Raw genomic sequence first — 25,050 nt, forward strand, 5'->3', positions numbered from 1 at the left:
GGGATAACTGTAGATCGGGATCAAAAACCTGTTATTCAACAGGTTCACTGACACATTGGAGTGGGTGGCCCGCCTTGAGGGCGGCGTCAAGCACTTGTTCCACCTTGGTGGCAGCCACATCGCGGGAATAAACACCGCAGACGCCTTTGCCATCGAGATGGATCTTCAACATGATCTGGGTGGCTTGTTCACGGTCCTTGCTGAAAAACTCCTGCAAAACCACGATGACGAACTCCATGGGGGTGTAGTCGTCATTGAGCATGACCACCTGGTACATCTGCGGCGGCTGGGTCTTCTGGGTGCGTCTTTCGAGCACGACCGAACCGCCATCATCCCGCGCGGGCCGGGTCACGGGCAGCGCGGTGGGGGGTGAAGGTGGTTTTGTTGCCATGAAAATCATTCTAGCGATCCGCGCGGCATGCTGCCGTGAGAGAAATCTGACGTTGATCCGGTTTTTTTCAAGCTGTCGCCTTCACGATATTCACCGAATGGTTCCCAACACCCGATTTATTCGTAAACCACGGTGGCCGAACCACTGCCCGCCTGGGCGGTCCAGGCGGCCAGCGCAGCATCGGTGGGATAAAAACGGGCACTCTCCCCCAGTTGCAGCTCCGCCACAGCGGCCGCGTCCTGCGCCACACAGCGCACCCCCATGCGCACACGCAGGCCGTGGAGCAATTCACCCTCGGCAAGCTCCTCTCTGCGCGGCGGAAACTCCTTGACCAGGCGGTGCACATCCGGGCCCTTGTCGCCGACGGTGACATGCAGGTACTTGCCAAAACGGCAACGCGCCCCTGCCAAGTCCCACACCTGTTGCACCTTCACGCGCAGGCCACCGCTGAAATGGTCCAGTTGCAAGCGGCCCATCATCACCACAAACTCATCTTCCTTGAGCTGGTTGCGGTACGTGTTGAGCAAGGCCTCATCGGCAGACGCCTCAATGACGGCAGACTTGTCGTCCAGTTTGAACAGGCCCAATTTGCCCCGCTGTCCATTGATGACCCGGAAATCACTGATGATCCCGGCCAAGACCTGGGGTTCGCGACTATCCAGCAGCTCATCGATCTGGGTGCGCACAAAGCGACGCACCTCGGTGGCCACCTCATCGAACAGATGGCCGGACAGATAGAAACCGACCGCCGTTTTCTCCAGGGTGAGTCGCTCCTTGATCCCCCAGGGAACCGCGTCCACCAGTTCAGGCTCCTGCGTGCTGGAACCATGGGCATCATCGCCCATCATGTCGAACAAGCCACCCTGGTTCACGTTGGCCAGCGTGGCAGCCGCAAAGTCAAAAGCCCGGTCGATCGACGCCACCATCGATGCCCGGTTCATGTTGATGGAATCAAATGCACCCGCCTTGATCAGCGCCTCCACAGTGCGCTTGTTCATGCGCGCCTTGTCCACGCGCAGGCAGAAATCGAAAAGGCTCTTGAAAGGCCCGGTGGTGGCGCCATGGGGCCCTTCGCCACGCCCCTCGCGCGCCGCCACCATGGCCTCGATGGCCTGCTGGCCCGTGCCCTTAACGGCGCCCAAGCCGTAGCGGATGATTTTGTCAGTCACGGGCTCGAACCGGTAGAAGCCACGGTTCACGTCCGGCGGCTCGAAAGAGAGCCCCATTTTTTGCGCGTCTTCGAACAGCACCTTGAGCTTGTCGGTGTCATCCATTTCCACGGTCATGTTGGCGCAGAAGAACTCTGCGGTGAAGTGCACCTTGAGCCAACCCGTGTGGTAAGCCAGCAGAGAGTAAGCAGCCGCGTGCGACTTGTTAAAGCCGTAGCCTGCAAACTTCTCCATCAAATCGAACACCTCGTCAGCCTTCTCCTGGCTGATGTTCTTTTCGGCCGCACCCTTTCGGAAGATCTCCCGGTGCTCGGCCATCTCCTCGGCCTTCTTCTTGCCCATGGCGCGGCGCAGCATGTCGGCGCCGCCCAGGCTGTAGCCCCCCAGAACCTGGGCGGTCTGCATCACCTGCTCCTGGTACACCATGATCCCGTAGGTCTCGGCCAGCACGGGCTCCACCAGCGGATGGGGGTACTCCACCACTTCCTTGCCGTGTTTGCGGTTCACGAAACTCGGGATCAGATCCATGGGACCCGGACGGTACAGCGCGTTCAGTGCAATCAGGTCTTCAAGCCGACTCGGCTTTGCTTCCTTGAGCATGCCCTGCATGCCACGGCTTTCAAACTGGAACACTGCCTCGGTCTTGCCGTCGGAAAACAGCCGGTAGGTGGGGCCATCGTCCAGCGGAATGTTCTCGAAGGCGAAGTTCTCCTGGCCTTTGTGGCGCTTGATGATGAACTCACGCGCAATTTCCAGAATGGTGAGAGTGGCGAGACCCAAGAAGTCGAACTTCACAAGGCCAATAGCTTCCACGTCGTCCTTGTCGTACTGGCTCACAGCCGATTCGCTGCCCGGCTGCTGGTAGAGCGGGCAGAAATCCGTGAGCTTGCCAGGCGCAATCAAAACCCCACCCGCGTGCATACCGATGTTGCGGGTCATGCCTTCGAGTTTTTGCGCCATCTCGATGATGGTCTTGACGTCTTCTTCCTTCTGCACGCGTTCGTACAGCAGCGGCTCCAGCTCCAGTGCGTAGTTGTTCTTGTCGCCTTCCTTTTTCACCTCGGGCGGATAGGCCAGCGTGTACGACATTCCGGGCTTGCCCGGTACCAGCTTGGAGATGCCGTCGCAGAACATGTAGCTCATGTCCATCACCCGGCCCACGTCGCGGATGGCGGCTTTGGCAGCCATGGTCCCGAAGGTGGCAATCTGGCTCACGGCATTCTTGCCGTACTTGTCCTTCACATAGTCGATCACCCGGTCACGATTGGACTGGCAAAAGTCAATGTCGAAGTCAGGCATGGACACCCGCTCGGGATTCAGAAACCGCTCGAACAGCAGGTTGTATTGCAGCGGATCCAGGTCGGTGATCTTGAGGGCATACGCCACTAGCGAACCGGCACCCGATCCCCGTCCCGGCCCCACGGGGCACCCGTTGGCCTTGGCCCACTGAATGAAGTCCCCCACGATGAGGAAGTAGCCCGGAAAACCCATCTTGAGAATGGTTCCGATCTCGAACTCCAGGCGTTCCACATAGCGGGGACGCTGCTGATCGCGGTCGGACTCCTTGGGGAATAGAAGCTTCAGGCGCTCCTCCAGCCCCTCGAACGAGGCAAAACGAAAGAACTCATCGATCGGCATGCCATTGGGAGTGGGAAAGTCCGGCAACTGCGGCTTGCCAAGCACCAGCGTGAGGTTGCAACGCTGGGCAATTTCCACCGTGTTCGCAATGGCCGACGGAACATCAGCGAACAAGGCCTGCATTTCTGCAGACGACTTGAAATACTGGTCGCGCGTGAACTTGCGTACGCGGCGCGGGTTGGCCAGGATCTCCCCCTCTGCAATACAGACGCGCGCCTCGTGGGCCTCATAGTCGTCTGGAGTGGCGAACTGCACAGGATGTGTGGCCACCACGGGCAAGCTCAGGCGCGCCGCCAACTGCGCAGCAGCCACCACGTGGCTGTCATCGTCCACACGGCCCGCACGCTGCAACTCGATGTAAAACCGGTGTGGAAACAGCCCTGCCAGGCGCAAGGCAAGCTCTGCGGCGCCCGACTCATCCCCCTTCAGGAGAGCCTGGCCCACGGGCCCAGCCTGTGCCCCGGCCAGAGCAATCAGCCCTTCCGACAACTCTTCCAGCCAGGCCCAGGTGCACAGCGCCAGGTTCTTGACGACATTGCGCGTCCACGCGCGCGCGAGCAGTTCGGACAGATTGAGGTAGCCCTGGCGGTTCTGCACCAGGACGATCAGGCGTGAGGGGGCTGCGCCCGCTTCGCCTTCCAGAAAAATCTCGGCCCCCAGGATGGGCTTGACGCCCTTACCCCGCGCCTCCTTGTAGAACTTGATCGCGCCAAAAAGGTTGTTGAGATCGGTGATGGCCAGTGCAGGCTGGCCGTCTTTGGCAGCCGCCTTGGCCACCTCATCGATTCGATTGGTACCGTCTACGACGGAGAACTCGGTGTGCAGGCGCAAGTGAACAAACATGGGGGCCATTGTAGAAAGCCCAGCACCTCCACCGAGAGAAAGCTGGCAGCGCAACGCCTCTTGACAGGTGCCACCCCCAGTACAATGCTTTTTCGTGCCCTGGATGCCAGCGGCGCCTGGCCCTCTGGACCGGCCCAGCTATCCTGCACCCCTGTTTCCTTTTTTTTGCTGAAAGCTGCCTGCGATGCTGCGTGCCCCACTGCCCCTCGTTTCTGCCCTGCTGCTTGCTGGTCTGCTGGCAGGTTGCTCCAGCACAACCGAAGACAAAACGGCCAACTGGAGCCCCAATCGCATCCATTCGGAAGCGCAGGACGAAATGAACAGCGGCGCCTACGACAAGGCGGTTCCTCTGCTCGAAAAACTGGAGGGGCGTGCAGCCGGCACCCCGCTGGCGCAGCAGGCCCAGATCGACAAGGCCTACGCGCACTACAAGGCTGGCGAAAAAGCCCAGGCCATTGCAACGCTGGACCGCTTCATGAAGCTCCATCCCGCCAGCCCTGCGCTTGACTATGCGCTGTACCTCAAGGGCTTGGTGAACTTTAACGACAACCTCGGTCTGTTCTCGTTCATCTCGCGCCAGGACCTTTCCGAGCGCGACCAGAAAGCAGCCAAGGACTCCTTTGAGGCCTTCAGTGAGCTGGCCACCCGCTTCCCGGAATCCCGCTACGCACAGGATGCACGCCAGCGCATGACGTACATCGTGAATTCGCTCGCGCAGTACGAAGTGCATGTGGCGCGCTACTACTTCCAGCGGGGCGCGTATGTGGCAGCCATCAGCCGTGCCCAGGTAGCCCTGGCGGACTATCAGGGCGTGCCCGCGCTCGAAGAAGCTCTGTACATCCTCATCCAGTCGTACGACGCACTGGGCATGACGCAGCTGCGCGACGATGCACGCCGCGTGATGGACACTTCGTACCCCCAAAGCGCCTATCTGCGCGGTGGCCTCAAGGAAAAGGCGGAGCCGTGGTGGAAGCTCTGGTAAGCGCCTGAAGAGCAGCTTCAAACTCAGGCTCTGACTCCAGGCGCCGCATCGGGGGCAAGGCCGCCAGCAGGCGCTTGCCATAGCCCATGGTGATAAGGCGGGTGTCACCCACCACCAGAATGCCCTGGTCGGACTCACGCCGGATCAACCGCCCCGCCCCCTGCTTGAGCGCAACGGCTGCCTCGGGCAGTGCGTAAGACTTGAACGCTTTTCCGCCAGATTTCTCAATACGCTGCGTACGCGCCTCCACCAAAGGGTCGCCCGGGGGAGGAAAAGGAAGCTTGTCAATCACAACAAGCTGCAATGCATCCCCAGGCACATCAAAACCTTCCCAGAACGTCGCGGAAGCCACCAGCACACAGCCTTGCTGCCCGTGCTCGCTCCCTTCGCGAAAACGCTCCATCAGCCGCCGTTTGGGCCACTCGCCCTGCACCAGCACCTCCAGGACAGCAGAGCCCGCAAACTGCGCTTTCAACGCATCGCCAATGGTGCGCAAGGCCTTGAGCGTCGTGGTCAGCACCAGGGTGCGGCCACCCAGTTGCGCCGCAGCCTCGCCCACCCAGCGCGCAAGCGCCATGCTGTGCGAAGGATCGGCCGGAGACGGCAGGTGGCGTGGCACATACAGTGCTGCCTGCGCCCCATAGTCAAACGGGCTCGCAACCCGCAGGATCTGCGCGTCTTGCAAACCCGCCCGCTCCGTGAACCAGCTCAGTTGCTCGTCATCGCCCAAGGTGGCCGAGGTGAAGACCCAGGCCCTGCCGGGTCCGGCAGCAGGCTCCCCGGGCCACCCATCGTCACCCACGGGTTCCGCAGGGGCGGCCAGCAGGCGTGTGCGCATGGCCTCGGCAATGTCCAGGGGGGATTCCGTCAAGCGCAGCTGCGGCCCCACATCGACCCAGCGCACCGCATCCGGATTGCCGGGGCCAGAAAAATGGGCCAAGCGCGCCAGCAGTTCAGTCCCGCGCTCATACAGGCGCACAAAGTCGGGCGCTATTTCGCTGACAGTGTCGAGCGCCTCCTGCGCCTGGGCGCAGGCGAGCGCCACGCGGCGCAGGGCAGTCTGCCATTCATCCGGCCTGACGCTCTCCGGCGTTTCATCGGTCCAGCGCAGCTTTGCGCTGCCCCGCATATCTCCCGCCGCCAAGCGCAAATCCCGGGCAGACAGATCCACCTGGCTCGCAAGCCCCGTCCAGTCCGCAAGGCCCCGCGCATGCTGCAGCCCTACTGCCAGCAGGTCCCTGCCAAAATCCATCAGCTGGCCCGTGGACAGCGTAAGCCCCAGAAACTGCACGCCCGTCTCGTTGATCTGGTGCGCCTCATCAAACACCACCACACGTACGGACGGTAAGAGCTCGGCCATGCCCGACTCGCGCACAGCCATATCGGCGAAGAAAAGGTGGTGGTTGATGACCACGATGTCCGCCGCCAAGGCCTCGCGCCGCGCCAAATGCACGTGGCATTCGCGAAAGCGGGGGCACTGCGAGCCCAGGCAGTTCTCACGGGTGGAGGTGACCAGCGGTATCACGGGCGAGCGTTCGTCCAACCCCGTCAGCTCTGCAAGATCGCCCGAGCGCGTGCCATGCGACCAACTCTCGACCTTGGCCAAAACCCGTGCCACTCCAGGCTCACGGGCTGACACATCCTGGCGCGCCAGTTCCATGCGGTACAGGCACAGATAGCTCGCCCTGCCCTTCAGAAGCGCCATGCGCACCGGCAAGCCCAGGGTCTGCGCCAGGCGCGGGAGATCGCGCGCAAACAGCTGGTCCTGCAAGGCCTTGGTGGCGGTGGACAACAGCACCCGTTCGCCGCTCAGGAGTGCCGGGACCAGATAGGAAAAAGTCTTGCCCACCCCCGTGCCTGCCTCCACGACCAGCGCCCCGCCCGTTTCGATGGTGTGCGCCACGGCCATGGCCATTTGCGTTTGGCCTTCGCGCGGCTGGAAATGCGTGTCGGCCCGCGCCAGCACGCCGCCAGGGGCAAACACCTCCTGCACCATCTCTACCAACGCCATCAAGCGGGCTCTTGGGGTTGAAGGTCCCGTTCCAGGCGATCCAGGGCATCACGCAGAGCGAGGCGGCGCTTTTTGAGGCGGCGCAGCGTGAATTCGTCCGCCACGCCGTCGGGGGCGCACCGGTCGATCAGAGCGTCCAGATCAGCATGCTCGATGCGCAGCTCAATGAGTTGGCGTTGGGGGGAATGGAGGCTGGGGTTCAAGGCAAGGGGCTGTGGGATGGCAAAAATGCCACAGGCGGGCGGATAATACGCGCTTGCCCCCGTTTGCGCGATGGCCCTTTGCGTACGCGCCCCCACAATCACCAGCATGACCAAAGCGTTTCGCCTCATCGCGTCCACCGGCATCCACAAGGGTGACCGGGAGTACCAGCAAGACCAGGTGATCCTGATCTCCCACGAGCGGCACAATGGCTGCATACTGGGTGTCATTGCCGATGGCATGGGCGGGCGCAGCGGCGGGCGCAAGGCGTCCGACCAGGTCATGATGACTGCGCGCCAGCTCTTCGAGCGCTATTCGCCCGACACCGACGACCCGGTGGCCATGCTCAAGAGCATGGTGGAAGAAGCTCACATCGTGATCCGGCTCACAGCCATTTCTGCCGAGCAGGAACCGCACAGCACCATTGCAGCCTTTCTTATCAACCCGCGTGGCGACTGCCACTGGGTGCATGCCGGCGATTCACGCATCTACCACTTCCAAGGTGCGCGCATGGTGTTCCGCACCAGCGACCACTCCTATGTCCAGGCTCTCGTGGACCGGGGCGAGCTGACCGAAGCCGAGGCCAACAACCATCCGCACTCGAACATTCTGGTGGGTTGCCTCGGCACTGAAAGCGACCCGCCCATCACCACCCATGTGATCCCCCAGCTGCAGCCTGGCGATGTGCTCATGGCCTGCAGTGATGGGGTGTGGCACTACTTTTCGCCCACCGAACTCGGCTCCGTGGTTGATTCCCTCTCGCCACGGGAAGCCACGGAGTTTCTGATTGAAAAAGCCCGCTCCCGTGCGCGGGGCGGTGGCGACAACCTCTCGCTGGTCATCGTGAAGATGGAGGCGCTGGTGGAAGAAAAGAAGGTCGCTCGCCTGGTACCCGCTGACGCAGGGCGTCCCTGAAGCAGCGCCCCACCCGCTGGTATGTGCATGGGTGGGCAACCGAAAGGGTGAATGGCAGCGCGGCCCTTGAAGAAAGCGGCGCTGACGCGAACCGAGCCTCGGTACCCACCGGCCCATTGCGACTTTTGGGCGCCATGCGCACTTTCAACACCTGGGGCTGCCACCCCTAGTAAACCTGTTTCAGCGTGCCGCCGAACCCGCTGGCAACGGAGCCGCAGGGACCCGCCCCTGGGCTGCGGCCTCTTCCCGTGACTTTTCGACTCGGTCGCGGCGCTCCTGCGCAGCCTGAAGCGTTTGCGCGTGGCGTGCGCGCGCCTCTGCGGCACGCTCGGCATTGCCACTGGTGCGCGCTGCCTGCTCCTGGGCCTGCTTTTGCACCTTAATGCGCTGCTGCTGTGCTCGCAGCTCAGCCTCGTGGTCACGCTGCGATTTCAGGCCCTGGGGGTCTTGCGACGGCTTGCGCACCACAGCGCTTGCAGCACCGCTGCCCGCTGAGGGGCTATCCGGCACGCCGCGCTGCTTTTCTTCAATGGATTTGAGACGCTCCGCCGCTTTTTCCTTGCGCTCGGCATCATTGAGCTCGATCTCCTGCGCACGCAAACGGGCTTCTGCATCGCGCACGCCCGACCGCACACTGCGCAGACAGTCTTCTACGGAAAATCGCTGGTAACAGGCCGATTCGTCCTGTTGTCGCCTGGCCTTGATGCCCTCGCGTTCGGAGCGGATGCGGTCGTGTTCCGCTTTACGATCGGCCGCCTTGGCGGCTGCCTGCTGGCCGTTGGCCTCCGCACCCGCAGCTACCGGCTGCGCCATGGCCGAGGCAGACAACCCCCAGGCAAGCAAGGAAATCGCCACAGAGACGAAGCGTCTGGAGATCATGTCAGCCCCGTATCGACAGTGCGGCGCTCCAGCGCCAGGAACTCCTTGGACTGCATCTCGTTGAGCCGCGAAATCGTTCGCGGAAACTCGTGCGCCAAGGGGCCTTCGGTGTAAAGCTGCTCGGGGGGTACTGCTGCAGACAGGATGAGCTTGACGCGCCTGTCGTACAACACGTCCACGAGCCAGGTAAAACGCCGTGCAGGCGACGCCATGCTCACCGGCATGTAGGGCACATCGGACAGCAGCACAGTGTGGAACTGCGTCGCGATTTCCAGATAGTCGTTCTGCGACCGGGGGCCACCACACAGGGTCTTGAAGTCAAACCACACCACACCACCGGCCTTGCGGCGTGCCCGGATCTCGCGGGCCTCGATGTGCAGCACCGGGTCTTCGTTGTGCACTTCGGCCAGTTGGTCAAACGCCTGGCCCATTTCAGCATCTGCCTCGGGGCCCAGCGGCGTGTGGTACAGCTTCACGTGCTCCAGAGTGCGCCGACGGTAATCGGTACCGTTGTCCACGTTGACCACTTCAAGCTTTTCATTGAGCAGGGCAATCGCTGGGAGAATGCGGTCGCGGTGCAGGCCGTCGGGGTACAGGTCGTCGGGCTTGAAATTCGAAGTGGTCACAAAGCCCACGCCGTTATCGAACAGTGCCGCCAGCAGGCGGTGCAGGATCATGGCGTCGGTAATGTCCGCCACGTGAAACTCGTCAAAACAGATGAGCTTGTAGCGCTTGGCAATGCGCGCGCCCAGCACGTCCAGCGGGTTGACCGTGCCCTGCAGGCCCGCCAGTTCGCGGTGCACTTCGCGCATGAACTCGTGAAAGTGAAGGCGCACCTTGCGCTTCAAGGGAACGGCGTCGAAAAAGCATTCCATCAGAAAGCTCTTGCCCCGCCCCACCCCGCCATACATGTACACGCCGCGCGGCACATCAGGCCGGTTGATCAGCTTCTTGAGTGCGTTGGAACGCTGGGCCTTGTATGCGGCCCAGTCATCAGCGCAACGCTGAAGGGCATCCACTGCGCGCAATTGGGCAGGGTCACTTTGGTAGCCTTTAGCGGCCAACTCGGCCAGGTAAGCCTGTTTAACAGTCACGTGGTGGATGCTCAGAAACTATGATTTTTATAGCTACTAGCGCTTATCAGATAAGTGCTAGAGCCCGATTTGACCCAAAAATCAGAAGTTCAGAGTGCGCTTATCCACGGCCAGGGCCGCTTCCTTGGTGGCTTCGCTCAGGCTGGGGTGTGCGTGGCAGATGCGCGCGATGTCTTCGCTGCTGGCCTTGAACTCCATGGCCACAACAGCTTCGGCAATCAACTCGCTGGCCTGCGGACCCACGATGTGCACGCCCAGAATTTCGTCAGTCTCGGCATCGGCCAGCATCTTGACCATGCCTGTGGTGTCACCCAGCGCCCGTGCACGGCCGTTGGCCAGGAACGGGAAGCTGCCCGCCTTGTACTTGACGCCATCGGCCTTGAGCTGCTGCTCGGTGCGGCCCACCCATGCGATTTCGGGGCTGGTGTAGATCACCCAAGGAATGGTGTTGAAGTTCACGTGGCCATGCTGGCCGGCAATGCGCTCGGCCACGGCAACGCCCTCTTCCTCGGCCTTGTGCGCCAGCATCGGGCCGCGCACCACGTCACCCACCGCCCACACGCCGGGCAGGTTGGTCTTGCAGTCGGCATCGACCACGATGGCACCGCGCTCGTCGAGCTGCAGGCCCACGGCTTCGACGTTCAGGCCAATGGTGTTGGGCACGCGGCCGATGGAGACGATGAGCTTGTCCACGTCCAGCGACTGGGCTTCGCCCTTGGCGTTGGTGTAGGCAATGCTCACGCCCTTCTTGCCGGTCTTGATCTCGCCGACCTTCACGCCCAGCTCGATCTTCAGACCTTGCTTGTCGAAGGCCTTCTTGGCTTCCTTGGCGATCTGCTCGTCCACCGCGCCCAGGAAGGTCGGCAGGCCTTCGAGGATGGTGACTTCGGCACCCAGGCGGCGCCACACCGAGCCCATCTCCAGACCAATCACACCCGAGCCGATGAGGCCCAGCTTCTTGGGCACGGCGCCCACGCGCAGCGCGCCGTCGTTGGACAGCACCAGTTCTTCGTCGAACGGCGTGCCGGGCAGCGCACGGGCATTGGAGCCGGTGGCAATGATGATCTGCTTGCCCGTCAGCGACTCTTCGGCGGCGCCAGCCACCTTGATCTCGTAGCCGCCTTCAGCAGCCTTCACGAACGAGCCGCGGCCATGGAAGAAGCTGACCTTGTTCTTCTTGAACAGGTACAGGATGCCGTCGTTGTTCTGCTTCACGACGGTGTCCTTGCGGGCAATCATCTTGGCCACGTCCATCTTGACGCCCGTGGCGGTGATGCCGTGCTCGGCGAAGTGCTTGTTGGCGTGTTCGAAATGCTCGGACGATTGCAGCAGCGCCTTGGACGGAATGCAGCCCACGTTGGTGCAGGTGCCGCCCGGTGCGGGGCCACCCTTGTCGTTCTTCCACTCGTCGATACAGGCGACGTTGAAGCCCAGCTGGGCTGCGCGGATGGCGGCAATGTAGCCACCGGGGCCACCGCCGATGACGATCACATCAAATTGTTTGCTCATGGGAAATCTCGTTCAGTCTGTTGGAGAAAGACCCACCGGCGGGCACAACCAGAGGTCGGCCACGCGGGTGGGTCCATGCGGTCAGGAGGTTAGATGTCGAACAGCAGGCGCGATGGGTCTTCCAGCGCATCCTTCATCGCCACCAGGCCCAGCACGGCTTCGCGGCCGTCAATGATGCGGTGGTCGTAGGACATGGCCAGGTAGTTCATCGGGCGCACAACGATCTGGCCGTTCTCCACCACAGCGCGGTCCTTGGTGGCGTGCACGCCCAGGATGGCCGACTGGGGCGGGTTGATGATGGGCGTGGACATCATCGAGCCGAAGGTGCCACCGTTGGAAATCGAGAACGTGCCACCGGTCATTTCTTCAATGCCCAGCTTGCCTTCAGCGGCCTTCTTGCCGAATTCGGCGATCTTCTTCTCGATGTCGGCAAAGCTCATCTGGTCGGCATTGCGCAGGATAGGCACCACCAGGCCACGGGGCGAGCCCACGGCGATACCGATGTCGAAGTAGCCGTGGTAAACGATGTCGTTGCCATCGACCGAGGCGTTCAGCACGGGGTACTTCTTCAAGGCGTGCACGGCAGCCTTCACGAAGAAGCTCATGAAGCCGATCTTCACGCCATGCTCCTTGGTGAACGTGTCCTGGAACTTCTTGCGCATGTCCATCACCGGCGCCATGTTCACTTCGTTGAACGTGGTCAGGATGGCGTTGGTCGATTGCGACTGCAGCAGGCGCTCGGCCACGCGGGCGCGCAGGCGGCTCATCGGCACGCGCTGCTCGGGGCGGTCGCCCAGGTCTTCCTTGGCGGCCGGGGCCGACACCTGGGGCAGTGCCTTGGTGGGCACGCCCGTGGGGATGGCGCTTGGGGCAGCCACCGCAGCCTTGGCGGCACCGCCCGCCACAGCGCTGAGCACGTCACCCTTGGTCACGCGGCCATCCTTGCCGCTGCCGGCCACAGCCGATGCGGACAGGTTGTTCTCGGCCAGCAGCTTTGCGGCAGCGGGCATCGCCACGTCGCCCTTGGAGCCGCCAACAGCCGCTGGGGCGGGGGCGGGAGCCGATGCCGTGGCGGCAGCGGGTGCTGCAGCAGCGGCGGCAGGAGCGGCCGCGCCGGCCTTGCCTTCGGTATCGATCTTGGCAATGAGCTGCTCGGCCACCACGGTGGCGCCGTCGCCCTGGATGATTTCAGCCAGCACACCAGCCGACGGGGCCGGCACTTCAAGCACCACCTTGTCGGTTTCGATCTCGATCAGGATCTCATCCACTGCCACAGCCTCACCGGCCTTTTTCTTCCACGTCAGCATGGTGGCCTCGGCCACGGATTCGGACAGCTGGGGGACTTTGACTTCTACGATAGCCATATCAATTCTTTCGGAATGGGGTTTTGTTCTGTTATCGGGTCGCAGCTGGCCTTACTTGGTCAGGACAAAACCCTTGAGCTTGGCAAACGCGCCGTCCACCAGCGCCTTTTGTTGTTCCTGGTGCAGGTGCGAGTAGCCCACGGCAGGTGACGCGGAAGCCGCGCGGCCGGAATAGCCCAGCTTCTGGCCTTCGAGCATGTTCTCGTGGATGTAGTGCTGCACGAAGAACCAGGCGCCCTGGTTCTGCGGCTCGTCCTGGCACCACACCACGTCGGTGGCATTGGGGTAGCGCTTGATTTCAGCGGCAAATGCCTTGTGCGGGAAGGGGTAGAGCTGCTCCACGCGGATGATGGCCACATCGTCGTCTTCGCGCTCGGTGCGCTTCTTCACGAGGTCGTAGTACACCTTGCCGGAGCAGGCGATCACACGCTTGACCTTGGCTGCCTTCTTGACGATGGCTTCATCCTGCTCGGGAATCACCGTCTGGAAGCTGCCCTTGGTGAACTCGGACAGCGGCGAAGTCGCATCCTTGTTACGCAACAGCGACTTGGGCGTCATGATGATCAGCGGCTTGCGCAGATCACGCACCATCTGGCGCCGCAGCACATGGAAGATCTGGCTGGCGGTGGTGGGCTGCACCACCTGCATGTTGGCGTCGGCCGACAGCTGCATGAAGCGTTCCAGGCGGGCGGAGCTGTGCTCAGGGCCCTGGCCTTCGTAGCCGTGTGGCAGCATCAGCGTGATGCCGTTGACGCGGCCCCACTTCACTTCACCCGAAGCGATGAACTGGTCGATCACGACTTGCGCACCGTTGGCAAAGTCGCCGAATTGCGCTTCCCAGATCACCAGGGTGTTGGGGTCGTTGGAGGCGTAGCCGTATTCAAAGCCCAGCACCGCTTCTTCCGACAGGATCGAGTCGATCACAACGAACGGAGCCTGATTCTCGGCCACATTCTGCAGTGGCACATAGGTGCCGATGTCCCACTTCTCGCGCTTTTGGTCATGAATAACCGAGTGGCGGTGCGTGAACGTGCCACGGCCACAGTCTTCGCCCGACAGGCGCACGGGGTAGCCGCTGGCCACCAACGATGCAAATGCCATGTGCTCGCCCATGCCCCAGTCCACGGGGATCTCGCCACGGCCCATCGCAGCGCGGTCGTCATAGACCTTCTTGACCAACTGGTGTGGCGTCACGCTCTCAGGAATGGTCGTGATCTTCTCGGCCAGGCGCTTCCACTCAGCCAGAGGAATGGCCGTGTCGCCAGCGTCCGTCCACTTCTTGCCCAGGAACGGGCTCCAGTCCACGGCGTACTTGCTCTTGAAGTTGGTCAGGACGGGATCGACCGTGTGCTTGCCGGCATCCATGGCGGCACGATAGGCCTTGACCATATCGTCGCCCAGCGACTCACCCAGGCCCTGTGCCGCCAGCTTGTCGGCATAGAGCTTGCGCGTGCCAGGGTGCTGGCCGATCTTCTTGTACATCAGCGGCTGGGTCAGAGCCGGGGTGTCCTGCTCGTTGTGGCCCAGTTTGCGGAAGCAGATGATGTCCACCACCACGTCCTTCTTGAATTCCATGCGGAACTCCAGGGCGAGCTGGGTGGCCAGCACCACGGCTTCGGGGTCATCACCGTTCACGTGCAGCACGGGCGACTCGATCATCTTGACGATGTCGGTGCAATACAGCGTGGAGCGCGTATCACGCGGGTCGGAGGTGGTGAAACCGATCTGGTTGTTGATGATGATGTGCACCGTGCCACCCGTGTAGTAGCCACGGGTCTGGGCCAGCGCCAGGGTTTCCTGGTTCACACCCTGGCCGGCAAAGGCCGCATCACCATGCACCAGCACCGGCAGCACCTGCTTGCCGTGCGGGTCGGCGCGGCGGTCCATGCGGGCACGCACGGACCCTTCGACCACGGGGTTCACGATTTCCAGGTGGGAAGGGTTAAATGCCAGCGACAGGTGGACCGGGCCGCCAGGGGTGGTCACATCCGAGCTGAAGCCCTGGTGGTACTTCACGTCACCGGCAGGCAGGTCTTCGGGAGCGGTGTGGTCGAACTCGGCGAACAGGTCCTTGGGCATCTTGCCCAACGAATTGACCAGCACATTGAGACGACCCCGGTGGGCCATGCCGATCACGATTTCCTGAACGCCCTTTGCACCGGCGGACTGAATCAGCTCGTCCATCGCGGCGATGAAACTTTCACCCCCTTCAAGAGAGAAACGCTTCTGGCCGACGTACTTGGTGTGCAGGAAACGCTCCAGACCTTCGGCGGCCGTCAGGCGGTCCAGGATCTGCTTTTTCTTGTCCACACCAAAGCTGGGCTTGCTGCGGATCTTTTCCAGCTTTTCCTGCCACCAGCGCTTCTGGTTCTGGTCAGTGGCATACATGTACTCGGCGCCGATGGAGCCGCAGTATGTTTCGCGCAGCGCGTTGATCAACTCGCGCAGGGGCATCGACTCTTTGCCGAAGAACGTGTTGCTCGTGTTGAACACCGTTTCCTGGTCAGCGTCGCTGAAACCATAGAAAGAGGGTTCGAGTTCAGGAATGGCGGGGCGCTCGGTGCGCTTGAGGGGATCCAGATCAGCCCAGCGTTGGCCCACGTTGCGGTAGGCAGCGATCAGTTGCTGAACGGCAGTGCGCTTGCGGCCCAGCTCAGAGTCCGCACCCGTTGCCACAACAACCTTGGTGCCGCCCTGTTTGGCGCGCTCGGCAAAAGCGTTGATGACGGGGAGGTGGGGGACGTCTTTGGCATTGCTGCCATCCACCGCAGGCACATGTTGAAGTGCATCAAAGTACTCGCGCCAATTGTCTGGCACGCTACCTGGGTTGGCGAGGTAGTTCTCGTACATCTCTTCGACATAGGGCGCATTGCCGCCGAAGAGGTAAGTGTTGCCTTGGTAGGCTTGATAGACGGACGTCGTATCGCTCATATTCCGCTGACCTCCGCTTTCCTTGGGAAAGCATTAGCTGGTTGAGAAACCTTCCGCGACACGGCTGAACCGATTGGCGGATGCGACTGTGGCTGGGGAAGGGCCTTGGTACGGGCGCCATTGTGCCACCGAATGGCCGACCGCCCTACGGAAATGGTGGGGCCGGTGCTGACACGCTGGCGCAACAAGCGGCTACAAACCTGGCTCGCGTACATTCCGGGTATCTCATTGCCACCTATCCTCATGACGCCACCCACCCCCCAGAACAAAGTCTTTTTGCTGCTGCTGGCCTTTGTCACCATCGCCTTTGGAGCCATCCTTTGGCAGTTCCACGGCGCGGTCTTCTGGGGCGTCATCCTGGCCATCTTGTTCGCCCCCCTGCACCGCAAACTGTTGCGGCGCATGCCCCGGCGGCGCAATCTTGCAGCGCTGTGTACCCTGGGACTATGCCTTATTGTGGTCATCCTTCCCATGACAGCGATCACGGTATCCTTGGCCCAGGAAGCCACGGTAATCTATGAACGGATGCGGTCGGGCCAGCTAAATTTTGGGCTCTACCTACAGCAGGTGATCGCCGCCCTGCCCACCTGGGCCGCCAATTTGTTGGACCGGTTGAATCTCACGACCGTTGGCGAGCTGCAACAAAAGTTCTCTTCCGTCGCTGTCCAGGCCAGTCAGTTTGTTGCCACACAGGCATTAAGTATTGGACAGAACACGCTGCAGTTCATCGTGAGCTTCGGCATCATGCTCTATCTGCTGTTCTTCCTGTTGCGTGACGGATCGAGTCTGGCCTTGCGCATTGGCCAGGCCACCCCGCTGGACGAAACACACAAGCGGCAACTGGTCAGCAAGTTCACTACCGTCATTCGCGCCACGGTCAAAGGCAACATTGTCGTGGCGGCCTCCCAAGGAGCGCTGGGCGGTTTGATTTTCTGGATCCTGGGCATTCAGGGCCCCGTGCTATGGGGGGTTTCCATGGCCTTCCTGTCGCTGCTTCCCGCCGTGGGAGCGGGGCTGATCTGGGTACCGGTGGCAATTTACTTCCTGGCCACGGGTGCGGTCTGGCAAGGCGTGGTGCTGACTGCGTTTGGCGTTGGCGTTATTGGACTCGTTGACAACGTCCTTCGTCCGATTTTGGTGGGCAAGGACACCAAGATGCCAGACTACGTTGTGCTGATATCCACCCTGGGAGGCATGGCGCTCTTTGGGTTGACGGGCTTCGTGATAGGACCAGTTATTGCGGCGCTTTTCATTGCGAGTTGGGACCTGTTTTCACCCAGCGTCAGCACTGAATCCGCGTAGCAAAATGGAGTGATACAACAAACGGGGCCATGAATAACATGGCACTGCAGAACGTGCGGATCACAAAAAAACAAAGGCCTCCGCAAGGAGGCCTTTGTTTACGCCAAAAGACTGGCGCCTGGATTCGGGTGGTAGGACGTACAAGATTCGAACTTGTGACCAACGGATTAAAAGTCCGCTGCTCTACCAACTGAGCTAACGTCCCAACCGGTTGCAATCAATCATGACTGACTGCTGCAAAGCCTTGGATTATAGCGTCGTTTTTTCAGTGTTTTTGGAAGTTGCGGCAAGTTTGTCCAACACCCACCCTGCAGCGCACTGACCAAAGGTCGCCGTCACTGCAACGACCGAACCGTATCCATGGCAGTTCAGAGAACCATCGCCATCCACATTGCAGGACGCATCGGGAGGCGCCACGGCTTCTCTGCTGAAGACGCAGGTCACTCCGATTTTTTTGCCATCACGGGCCGCCCGATGGTGCTTGCGCAAGCGATAGCGCAGTTGCGCCAGCAGAGGATCGTGGGTCGTCAAAGCAAGATCATCCACATCCACTTTGTGCGCATGGCGCTTACCGCCAGCCGCCCCGACCGTGATATGCAGAGCCTTCTGGGCTCGGGCCCAGGCCGCGATGGTCGTCTTGGCTTGCACCTGATCACACGCATCAATCACCGCATCAAAGGACTGAGGAAGCAAACCAGGCCAATTGTCTGCATCCACGAATTCCTCCACGCAGTGGACGCTGCATTGAGGGTGTATTTGCGCAATCCGATCGCGCATTGCAAGAACCTTGGCCTGGCCGACGGTATCGGTAAGCGCATGGATTTGGCGATTGATGTTCGACTCGGACACGTGGTCGAGGTCAATCAACGTGATCTGCCCTACCCCACTGCGCGCCAAGGCTTCAGCGGCCCACGAGCCCACCCCTCCAACACCCACCACCACCACATGCGCCCGGCGGATACGCCGAGCGCCTTGTACGCCGTACAGCCGTTCCAGTCCGCCAAAGCGACGCTCCAGCGCTGCATCTTCAACATTCCCTGCCGGGGCTTGCAAAGGCGCTTCGCCGACCATTACTTCAATCGGGAAAGGCGCTCTTTGGCCGCCACAGCCGCCTCGGACTGCGGGTAGGCGCGCACAAGGTCTTCCAGGGTCTTGCGGGCAGTTCGCGTGTCTTTGAGTTCAATCTGGCAGTTGGCAATGGACAAAGCCGCCTCTGGTGCCCGCGCATGAGCCGGGGCATCAGACAGCATCAGCTTGAAATTACCAATGGCTTCCTTGTAGTCCCGGGTAGCGTATTGGGCATTCCCAAGCCAGAAACGCGCAGACGGTACAAAACCGCTGCGCGGATACTGCCGCACAAAGGCTGCAAATGCTGCCCCAGCTTCTGGAAACTTGCCTGAGCGAAACACGGCCAGTGCGGCTTCAAAGTCCTTTTTCTCAGCAGGATCTGCCTGGAACTCCTGGCCGTCCAAGGTCACCTTCACAGGTTCAAACTGACGCAGGCGCTCGTCTACCCCCTGGGCGATGTCTTTCTGGCGCCGCTGCAAATCGGCAGCATCACGCAACAACTGTTCGTTCTGGCCGCGAAGTGTGGACTGCTCCGCGCGCAGTGTGTCAATCTGACCTTGCAGATCCAACAGACTGCGCCGCAGCTGGGCGTTCTCTTCACTGAGCCTGCGCACTTCCTCTGCGGACCGTTGCTGAGACAGCTGCATGCCATCCACGCGCTGCCGCATTTCGAGAATGGCGCGGCGGGCTTCGCCATCCTCAAAAATTGCGGCATGGCCAGTAGGCAACAAGGCCACGGACAGCATCACTGCCGCCAGCGCCTTGAGCGGGTAGGACAAAGAAATCGTGCGCATCAACGATAGGACAGTTCAGCCCGGCGATTTTGAGCGTGCGCGTCTTCAGAATTGCCTTGGGCTGCTGGTTTTTCCTTGCCAAAGCTCACAGCTTCCATCTGGCTGTCCTGCACGCCGAGCAGAGCCAGCGAACGGCGCACTGCCTCGGCGCGCTTCTGGCCGAGCGCCAGGTTGTACTCACGACCACCTCGGTCGTCCGTGTGGCCTTCAATCATCAGCTTGCGATTGGTGCCGGCCTTGATGAAACGAGAGTGCGCCTCGATCAGCGACTGAAATTCGGGCTTGATCACGTAGCTGTCGTAATCAAAATAAACGATACGGCTCACGCCCACCGGGCCTGCAGCATCGCGGCCCGACTGGCCGAGGTCCACACCAGCAACACCGCTCTGCGCGGTATTGCCAGAGTTGGCGCCAGTATTACCACCCATGGTAGACGTGGCGTTCTTGTCTTCGACCGGCACATCGTCCAGCTTCACGCCAGAGCTGCACCCGGCAACGAGGGCGACAACGGTAAGGGCAAGGGTAAAACGTTTGATCATCCAAAATTCTCCTGAAAACTTGATACTTGAAAGTGCTGATAAGTTCATTGCTTTTGAAACGGGCCCCAATCGGGCTCACGGATATCGCCCGCCTGCCCCGCGAGCCGGGCCTTGATCTTGCCGTCCAGCGTGGTGGTCATGAGCGCTTCACGCCCTTGCTGCTGGGTGGCATAAACGATAAGGCGGCTGTTGGGGGCAAAGCTGGGGTTCTCATCTGCCGTTGTGTCGGTGACCGCATTCACAGTGCCCGCGGACAGGTCCATCACGTGCAGTTTGAAAGCCCCACCGACACGGGAGATGTAGGCCAGCCAGCGGCCATCGGGGCTGACGCTGGGGGAGATGTTGTAGCTGCCGGTAAACGTCACACGTTCCGCGTTGCCGCCAGATGTGGAGACCTTGTAGATCTGCGGCGCGCCGCCACGGTCGCTGACAAAGTAAATGCTGCGGCCGTCACCGGAGAACATGGGCTCCGTGTCGATGCCAGCGCTTTGCATGAGGCGGCGCGGTTCGCCACCGTTGGCGTCGATGGTGTAGAGCTGAGATCCCCCGTCACGGCTGAGCGTCACGGCGAGGGATCGACCATCCGGAGCCCAGGCAGGGGCACTGTTGGACCCCCGGAAATTGGCAATCAAGCGCCTGCGGCCGGAGGCCACATCATGCACATAGACCACCGGCTTGCGCGATTCAAACGACACATAGGCCAGTTGCCCCCCGTTGGGCGACCATGCAGGGGAAATGATGGGCTCCGGGCTCGACAGTGCCGATTGGGCATTCTCTCCGTCAGCGTCTGCCACCCACAGGCTGTACCGGGAGCCTGTCTTGGTGACATAGGCGATACGCGTCGAGAAAATGCCGCGCTCGCCCGTCAGCTTTTCATAGATGAAATCCGCAATGCGGTGCGACACCAGGCGCAGATCGCCTTGGGTGACCACAAAGCTTTGGCCACCAAGGTCCTGCCCCTTCACCACATCCCAAAGGCGAAAGCGCACATCGAAACGCCCATCTGCCAGGCGAGTCACACTGCCAGTGGCCAGGGAGTCCGCACTCTTCTGGCGCCACAGTGCGACATCCGGGCGCGCGGTTTCGTCCAGCACCGCGCCGGAGGCGTCTACCGCGCGGAACTGTCCGCTGCGCTCCAGGTCGGCCTGGACGATGGCCGATATTTTCTGGGGAGACTGCGCCTCGCCCCGGAACGGCGCAATTGCGATTGGCAACTGGGTCAAACCAACACCCGTGACCTCAACGCGAAATTGCGCGAGGGCGGGCAGTGCGGGGGTCGAGATCAGCGCAGCCAGCATGTGGCGGCGCAAGGGATGCGGCAAGGCCGCAGGGGATGGGTGTGTTGGGATTCGATCTGTGGTCATTGGCATCCAGCGGTGGCCGAACAAATGCCGAAAGGCAAACCCGAATGTTACACACAGCGGGGAAACCCCTGTGACAAAACGTGCGACCTCCAAACCTATTCGCACCGATTTCTTGCAGCCCACAACCTGCTGCGCAGAAATATCTCACCGGCACCTTGACCGCCCACAACCGTAGAATCCGGGCCACATGCAAGCCACAGATACGGGCACCGCGCCTCCCAACACTCCCTCCCCGCCCGCTGCAAGCCTGGCCACACGCCTGCGCCGACTGTCTGTCTACTTTGGCAACCAGCGAATGGCCTGGAGCCTTGCCGTTGTTGCCACCCTCGTCGGCGCGATCACCGAGCCGCTGATTCCCGCATTGCTGCAGCCCCTGCTGGACCGGGGCTTCACGCAAGGCACCCTCCAACTGTGGATGGTGCCACTGGCCATCCTGGGCGTGTTTTTTGTGCGGGGCGTTGCCCAGTTCGTCGGCCAGTACGCACTGGCACGCATTGCCAACGAAGGCATGCTGACGCTGCGCCAGTCGCTGTTTGACAGGGTGCTGGCTGCCGAGATGGGCCTGTTCTCGCGCCAGTCGGCCAGCACGCTGTCCAACACCGTGGTGTACGAGGTGCAAACCGGCGCAACCCTGCTCGTACAGGCACTGCTAGGGGTGTCGCGCGACGGATTCACACTGGTGGCGCTGCTGGTGTACCTGCTGTACCTCAACTGGCAGCTCACGCTGATCGTCGCCGTGGTCGTGCCGGGCGTGGCGTGGATCATGAAGACCTTGTCCCGGCGCCTTTACCACCTGACCAAAAGCAGCCAGCAGGCCACCGACGAACTCGCCTATGTGGTGGAAGAAAACGTGCTTGCCCACCGCATGGTCCGGCTGCATGGCGCGCAGCCTGGCCAGGCCGGGCGCTTCGCCGCCTTGAGCCAGAGCCTGCGACGCCTGGCGATCAAGTCCACCATCGCCTCCGCAGCCATGACGCCGCTGACGCAGCTACTCGCCGCTGCTGCGCTCTCCGTAGTGATCTGCATTGCCCTGTGGCAGAGCCGTGGCACCGTGGACGCCAAGGATGTCACCGTCGGCGGCTTCGTGTCATTCATCACGGCCATGCTGATGCTTATTGCGCCCATACGCCGCCTCGCCGATGTCGCCAGCCCGATCACGCGGGGTGTTGCCGCCCTGGAGCGGGGGCTGGCACTGCTGGGAGACACCGGAGCCGAAGCGGGCGGCCAGTTCCGCAAGGACCGCGCCCAGGGGGAGCTGGAACTCAAGCAGGTCACGGTGTCGTTTGGCCCTGACCACGCCCCTGCACTGGACCACATCAGCTTGCGTGTGGAGCCTGGCGAAATCGTCGCACTGGTCGGCCCCTCCGGGGCAGGCAAGACCACGCTGGTCAACCTGTTGCCACGGTTTGTGACGCCCGCTTCGGGTGAAATCCTGGTCGACGGGAACCCGTTGCTAGAGTGGGACCTAGGATCGCTGCGCTCGCAATTCGCCATGGTGAGCCAGGACGTGGTGATGTTCAACGACACCATTGCGGCCAACGTGGCACTGGGACACGCGGTGGATGAGGCACGCGTGCAGGCGTGCCTGGCGGCGGCCAACCTGGCCGAACACGTGGCAGCACTCCCCCAGGGCATGCACACGGTGGTGGGTCACAACGCCACGCAGTTGTCGGGGGGGCAGCGCCAGCGGCTGGCAATTGCGAGGGCGCTGTACAAGGACGCCCCCATCCTGATCCTGGACGAAGCCACCTCGGCGCTGGACACCGAATCCGAACGGCTGGTACAGGACGCCCTTCAGCGCCTGATGCAGGGACGTACCACCTTGGTCATTGCGCACCGCCTGTCCACCATCGAGCATGCCAACCGGGTCATCGTCATGGAGCGTGGGCGCATTGCCGAACAAGGCACACACGCTGAGTTGATGGCGATGGGCGGACTGTACGCACGCCTGCAGGCCCGGCCTGCCTCGGGCGAAACCGCCGCATTGCACTAAACACGCCATTGCGCGCTAACCGGCCCGCGACAACGGCCGATCCCAGCGCTACATCTACCACCGGCCCCGGTTGGGCTGGCGCTTGCGGATGGCTGCGGCGATTTTGTCGGCAGATTCGGTACGACTCACCCGCAAGGCAAAGTCGGCGGCCGTGAGCCCCAGCTGGTTCTTGAGCGTAGGGTCCGCGCCCTCATCCAGCAGCAGCTGAACGGCCTCGTTGGAACCGTATTGCGCCGCCATCATGAGGGGCGTGGTGCCGTTGGGTGATGTGGCGTCGATGTAGGCATGGTTTTCCAGCAGCAACGCGATGATGGCTACATGCTGGCGCGAACCTGCAGAGGCCGCATAGTGCAAGGGCGCCCAGCCTGTCTTGTTCACATCTGCATCGCGTGCCAGCAGCGCCTTGACGGCTTCCAGATTGCCCTTGAGGGCCGCCATCATCAAGGGACTTTCGTCCTGCGCATTGCGGGCTTCCACGTTCACCTGGCTGGATGCCAGCAAGGCTGCAAACGCTTTGGACGACCCATTCTGTAAAGCGATGGTCAGGCCCACCTGCCCTTTCGGGTCGCGCGTATTGGGATCAAAACCCCTCCGCAACAGCGCGGCAATGGCAGCATCGTCATCACGCAGGATGGCGACAAAAAAATCCTCATAGGCTCCGGCCCAGATGCCGGGGGCGGCAAGCCCCAGCGCCAGGGTGGCCAGCGCATTGCGGCGATGGCAAATCATGCGGTCACTCCCTTGAACAGAATGTCGAAGTTGCGGCTGGTGGCGTCGGCCACTTCCTCCAGCGTCAGCCCCTTGGTCTCGGCCACCTGCCGGGCCACATAAGGCACATACGAGGGATTGTTGGTCTTGCCGCGATACGGCACGGGCGCCAGATAGGGGCTGTCGGTTTCGATCAGCGTGCGGTCCAGCGGCACAAAGGCCACTACGTCGCGCAGCTCCTGGGCGCTCTTGAAGGTCACGATGCCCGAGAAAGAAATGTAGTAGCCCAGATCCAGCGCCGCACGCGCCACCTGCATCGACTCGGTAAAGCAGTGGAAGACACCGCCTGCACGGTTTCCGGGGCCGTCTTCGCCCTCTTCGCGCAGGATGGCGAGGGTGTCGTCCGACGCGCTGCGCGTATGGATGACCAAGGGCTTTTCGCACACCCGGGCCGCGCGAATGTGGTTGCGAAAACGGTCGCGCTGCCACTCCAAATCAGCGATGCTGCGCCCGCCTTTGCGGTCTTCCATGCCGTAGTAGTCGAGCCCCGTTTCGCCAATGGCCACTACGCGCGGCAGGGCAGCACGGTCCAGCAGGTCCTGCACCGACGGCTCGGCAATGCCTTCGTTGTCGGGGTGCACCCCCACCGTGCTCCAGAAGTTGTCGTGGGCCATGGCCAGGGCATGTACCCCGTCGAATTCTTCCAGCGTGGTGCAGATGCAAAGAGCCCGGGTGACCTGTGCGTCGGCCATGGCCTGGCGGATGGCGGGCAGCTGGCTCACCAGTTCCGGAAAATTGAGATGGCAGTGCGAATCAGTGAACATGCGGTTTCAAATTAGTCGTTTCTTGGGCGCAACGCGGGCCGTCAAAGGCGGCGCAGCGCTCTGGAGTAAAGATACGCCATTCGCTCCGTCGTCGTGGGCGCCCATAAAAAATGCCGACCAGCCTGCGCAGGTCGGCACGGTGGCGGCGCCAAACTCAGATGGTCTGGGTGGGCCGGTCGGACCCCAGGGATGTGCCCAGCAGCTCCTCGATCTTGGCCTTGAGCTGGCGCGACTTTTCGTCCTTGGGAAACTGGATGCCCACGCCCTGGGTGCGGTTGCCCGCAGCCCGTGCTGGCGTGACCCATGCCACGCGCCCCGCCACCGGATAGCGCTGCGTGTCGTCCGGCAGCGTGAGCAGCACATAGACATCATCGCCCAGCTTGTAGTCCCGCTGGGTGGGGACAAAAATGCCCCCTTCGGCAAAAAAGGGAATGTAGGCCGCGTACAGGGCCCCCTTTTCCTTGATGGCCAGCTGCATGACGCTGGGGCGGGGGGCGGTGGATGGACTGCTCATGGATGGATGGGTGCGGC

General features: G+C 61.9%; 20 protein-coding genes and 1 tRNA gene. 4 read left to right on the forward strand and 17 right to left on the reverse strand.

Going from position 1 to position 25,050, the window contains the following annotated elements; genetic code table 11:
- Positions 1 to 31 precede the first annotated feature (31 nt).
- Both clpS and dnaE read right to left on the reverse strand, forming a co-directional pair.
- Positions 32 to 400: an ATP-dependent Clp protease adapter ClpS gene (gene clpS / locus C8C94_RS07855; protein WP_055396693.1), complete on the reverse strand. Its 369-nt coding sequence runs from the start codon at positions 398 to 400 to the stop codon at positions 32 to 34.
- Positions 401 to 507: 107 nt separating this feature from the next.
- Positions 508 to 4,041: a DNA polymerase III subunit alpha gene (dnaE, locus tag C8C94_RS07860; RefSeq protein ID WP_121422766.1), complete on the reverse strand. Its 3,534-nt coding sequence runs from the start codon at positions 4,039 to 4,041 to the stop codon at positions 508 to 510.
- 184 nt (positions 4,042 to 4,225) lie between these two features.
- Here dnaE and C8C94_RS07865 point away from each other — a divergent pair, with 184 nt between their 5' ends.
- Positions 4,226 to 5,023: an outer membrane protein assembly factor BamD gene (locus tag C8C94_RS07865; protein WP_055396690.1), complete on the forward strand. Its 798-nt coding sequence runs from the start codon at positions 4,226 to 4,228 to the stop codon at positions 5,021 to 5,023.
- Here the strand turns inward: C8C94_RS07865 and C8C94_RS07870 are convergent.
- On the reverse strand, positions 4,986 to 7,034 hold the full coding sequence (locus tag C8C94_RS07870; protein WP_121420338.1) for an ATP-dependent DNA helicase: 2,049 nt from the start codon (positions 7,032 to 7,034) through the stop codon (positions 4,986 to 4,988). The two genes, C8C94_RS07865 and C8C94_RS07870, sit on opposite strands and share 38 nt — an antisense overlap.
- Entirely contained in the window at positions 7,034 to 7,237 is a 204-nt protein-coding gene (locus tag C8C94_RS07875; RefSeq protein WP_055396751.1) for a YdcH family protein, read from the reverse strand. The genes C8C94_RS07870 and C8C94_RS07875 overlap by 1 nt, the downstream gene beginning before the upstream one ends.
- Before the next feature lie 106 nt (positions 7,238 to 7,343).
- Between C8C94_RS07875 and C8C94_RS07880 the strand changes: the two genes are divergently transcribed.
- Positions 7,344 to 8,150: a PP2C family serine/threonine-protein phosphatase gene (locus C8C94_RS07880; RefSeq protein ID WP_121420339.1), complete on the forward strand. Its 807-nt coding sequence runs from the start codon at positions 7,344 to 7,346 to the stop codon at positions 8,148 to 8,150.
- A 180-nt stretch (positions 8,151 to 8,330) separates the two neighbouring features.
- Here C8C94_RS07880 and C8C94_RS07885 read toward each other — a convergent pair whose 3' ends face one another.
- The 5 genes from C8C94_RS07885 to C8C94_RS07905 all read right to left on the reverse strand — a co-directional run bounded on the left by C8C94_RS07885 (position 8,331) and on the right by C8C94_RS07905 (position 15,927).
- Positions 8,331 to 9,029 (reverse strand): hypothetical protein, encoded by a 699-nt coding sequence (locus C8C94_RS07885; protein ID WP_121420340.1) that lies wholly within the window; start codon positions 9,027 to 9,029, stop codon positions 8,331 to 8,333.
- Entirely contained in the window at positions 9,026 to 10,123 is a 1,098-nt protein-coding gene (zapE, locus tag C8C94_RS07890; protein ID WP_121420341.1) for a cell division protein ZapE, read from the reverse strand. The genes C8C94_RS07885 and zapE overlap by 4 nt, the downstream gene beginning before the upstream one ends.
- Before the next feature lie 81 nt (positions 10,124 to 10,204).
- On the reverse strand, positions 10,205 to 11,632 hold the full coding sequence (lpdA, locus tag C8C94_RS07895) for a dihydrolipoyl dehydrogenase (protein ID WP_121420342.1): 1,428 nt from the start codon (positions 11,630 to 11,632) through the stop codon (positions 10,205 to 10,207).
- Positions 11,633 to 11,721: 89 nt separating this feature from the next.
- Positions 11,722 to 12,996 (reverse strand): 2-oxoglutarate dehydrogenase complex dihydrolipoyllysine-residue succinyltransferase, encoded by a 1,275-nt coding sequence (gene odhB / locus C8C94_RS07900; protein ID WP_121420343.1) that lies wholly within the window; start codon positions 12,994 to 12,996, stop codon positions 11,722 to 11,724.
- A gap of 51 nt (positions 12,997 to 13,047) precedes the next feature.
- The gene (locus tag C8C94_RS07905) at positions 13,048 to 15,927 is read right to left on the reverse strand and encodes a 2-oxoglutarate dehydrogenase E1 component (protein ID WP_055396677.1); all 2,880 of its coding nucleotides are present in this window, start codon (positions 15,925 to 15,927) and stop codon (positions 13,048 to 13,050) included.
- 243 nt (positions 15,928 to 16,170) lie between these two features.
- Here C8C94_RS07905 and C8C94_RS07910 point away from each other — a divergent pair, with 243 nt between their 5' ends.
- Positions 16,171 to 17,229, forward strand: a complete 1,059-nt coding sequence (locus tag C8C94_RS07910) for an AI-2E family transporter (RefSeq protein ID WP_121422767.1) — start codon at positions 16,171 to 16,173, stop codon at positions 17,227 to 17,229.
- A gap of 129 nt (positions 17,230 to 17,358) precedes the next feature.
- Here C8C94_RS07910 and C8C94_RS07915 read toward each other — a convergent pair.
- The 5 genes from C8C94_RS07915 to tolB form a co-directional block, all read right to left on the reverse strand.
- Positions 17,359 to 17,434, reverse strand: a tRNA-Lys gene (locus C8C94_RS07915).
- A gap of 44 nt (positions 17,435 to 17,478) precedes the next feature.
- A complete protein-coding gene (locus C8C94_RS07920) occupies positions 17,479 to 18,300 on the reverse strand; it encodes a ThiF family adenylyltransferase (protein ID WP_121420344.1) in 822 nt (273 codons plus the stop codon).
- Positions 18,300 to 19,091, reverse strand: a complete 792-nt coding sequence (ybgF, locus tag C8C94_RS07925) for a tol-pal system protein YbgF (RefSeq protein ID WP_121420345.1) — start codon at positions 19,089 to 19,091, stop codon at positions 18,300 to 18,302. The genes C8C94_RS07920 and ybgF overlap by 1 nt, the downstream gene beginning before the upstream one ends.
- Positions 19,091 to 19,630, reverse strand: a complete 540-nt coding sequence (gene pal, locus C8C94_RS07930) for a peptidoglycan-associated lipoprotein Pal (RefSeq protein WP_055393955.1) — start codon at positions 19,628 to 19,630, stop codon at positions 19,091 to 19,093. Before pal ends, ybgF begins: the two co-directional genes overlap by 1 nt.
- Before the next feature lie 44 nt (positions 19,631 to 19,674).
- The gene (tolB, locus tag C8C94_RS07935) at positions 19,675 to 20,994 is read right to left on the reverse strand and encodes a Tol-Pal system beta propeller repeat protein TolB (protein WP_055393957.1); all 1,320 of its coding nucleotides are present in this window, start codon (positions 20,992 to 20,994) and stop codon (positions 19,675 to 19,677) included.
- 187 nt (positions 20,995 to 21,181) lie between these two features.
- Between tolB and msbA the strand changes: the two genes are divergently transcribed.
- On the forward strand, positions 21,182 to 22,987 hold the full coding sequence (gene msbA / locus C8C94_RS07940) for a lipid A export permease/ATP-binding protein MsbA (protein WP_121420346.1): 1,806 nt from the start codon (positions 21,182 to 21,184) through the stop codon (positions 22,985 to 22,987).
- Positions 22,988 to 23,041: 54 nt separating this feature from the next.
- Here the strand turns inward: msbA and C8C94_RS07945 are convergent, their stop codons facing one another.
- The 3 genes from C8C94_RS07945 to C8C94_RS07955 form a co-directional block, all read right to left on the reverse strand.
- A complete protein-coding gene (locus C8C94_RS07945; RefSeq protein ID WP_055393961.1) occupies positions 23,042 to 23,716 on the reverse strand; it encodes an ankyrin repeat domain-containing protein in 675 nt (224 codons plus the stop codon).
- On the reverse strand, positions 23,713 to 24,519 hold the full coding sequence (locus tag C8C94_RS07950) for a TatD family hydrolase (RefSeq protein WP_121420347.1): 807 nt from the start codon (positions 24,517 to 24,519) through the stop codon (positions 23,713 to 23,715). Before C8C94_RS07950 ends, C8C94_RS07945 begins: the two co-directional genes overlap by 4 nt.
- A gap of 154 nt (positions 24,520 to 24,673) precedes the next feature.
- Entirely contained in the window at positions 24,674 to 25,033 is a 360-nt protein-coding gene (locus C8C94_RS07955) for a PilZ domain-containing protein (RefSeq protein ID WP_010465538.1), read from the reverse strand.
- Positions 25,034 to 25,050 lie beyond the last annotated feature (17 nt).

This window comes from Acidovorax sp. 94, from assembly GCF_003634645.1.
GTDB classification, from domain to species: domain Bacteria; phylum Pseudomonadota; class Gammaproteobacteria; order Burkholderiales; family Burkholderiaceae_C; genus Acidovorax; species Acidovorax facilis.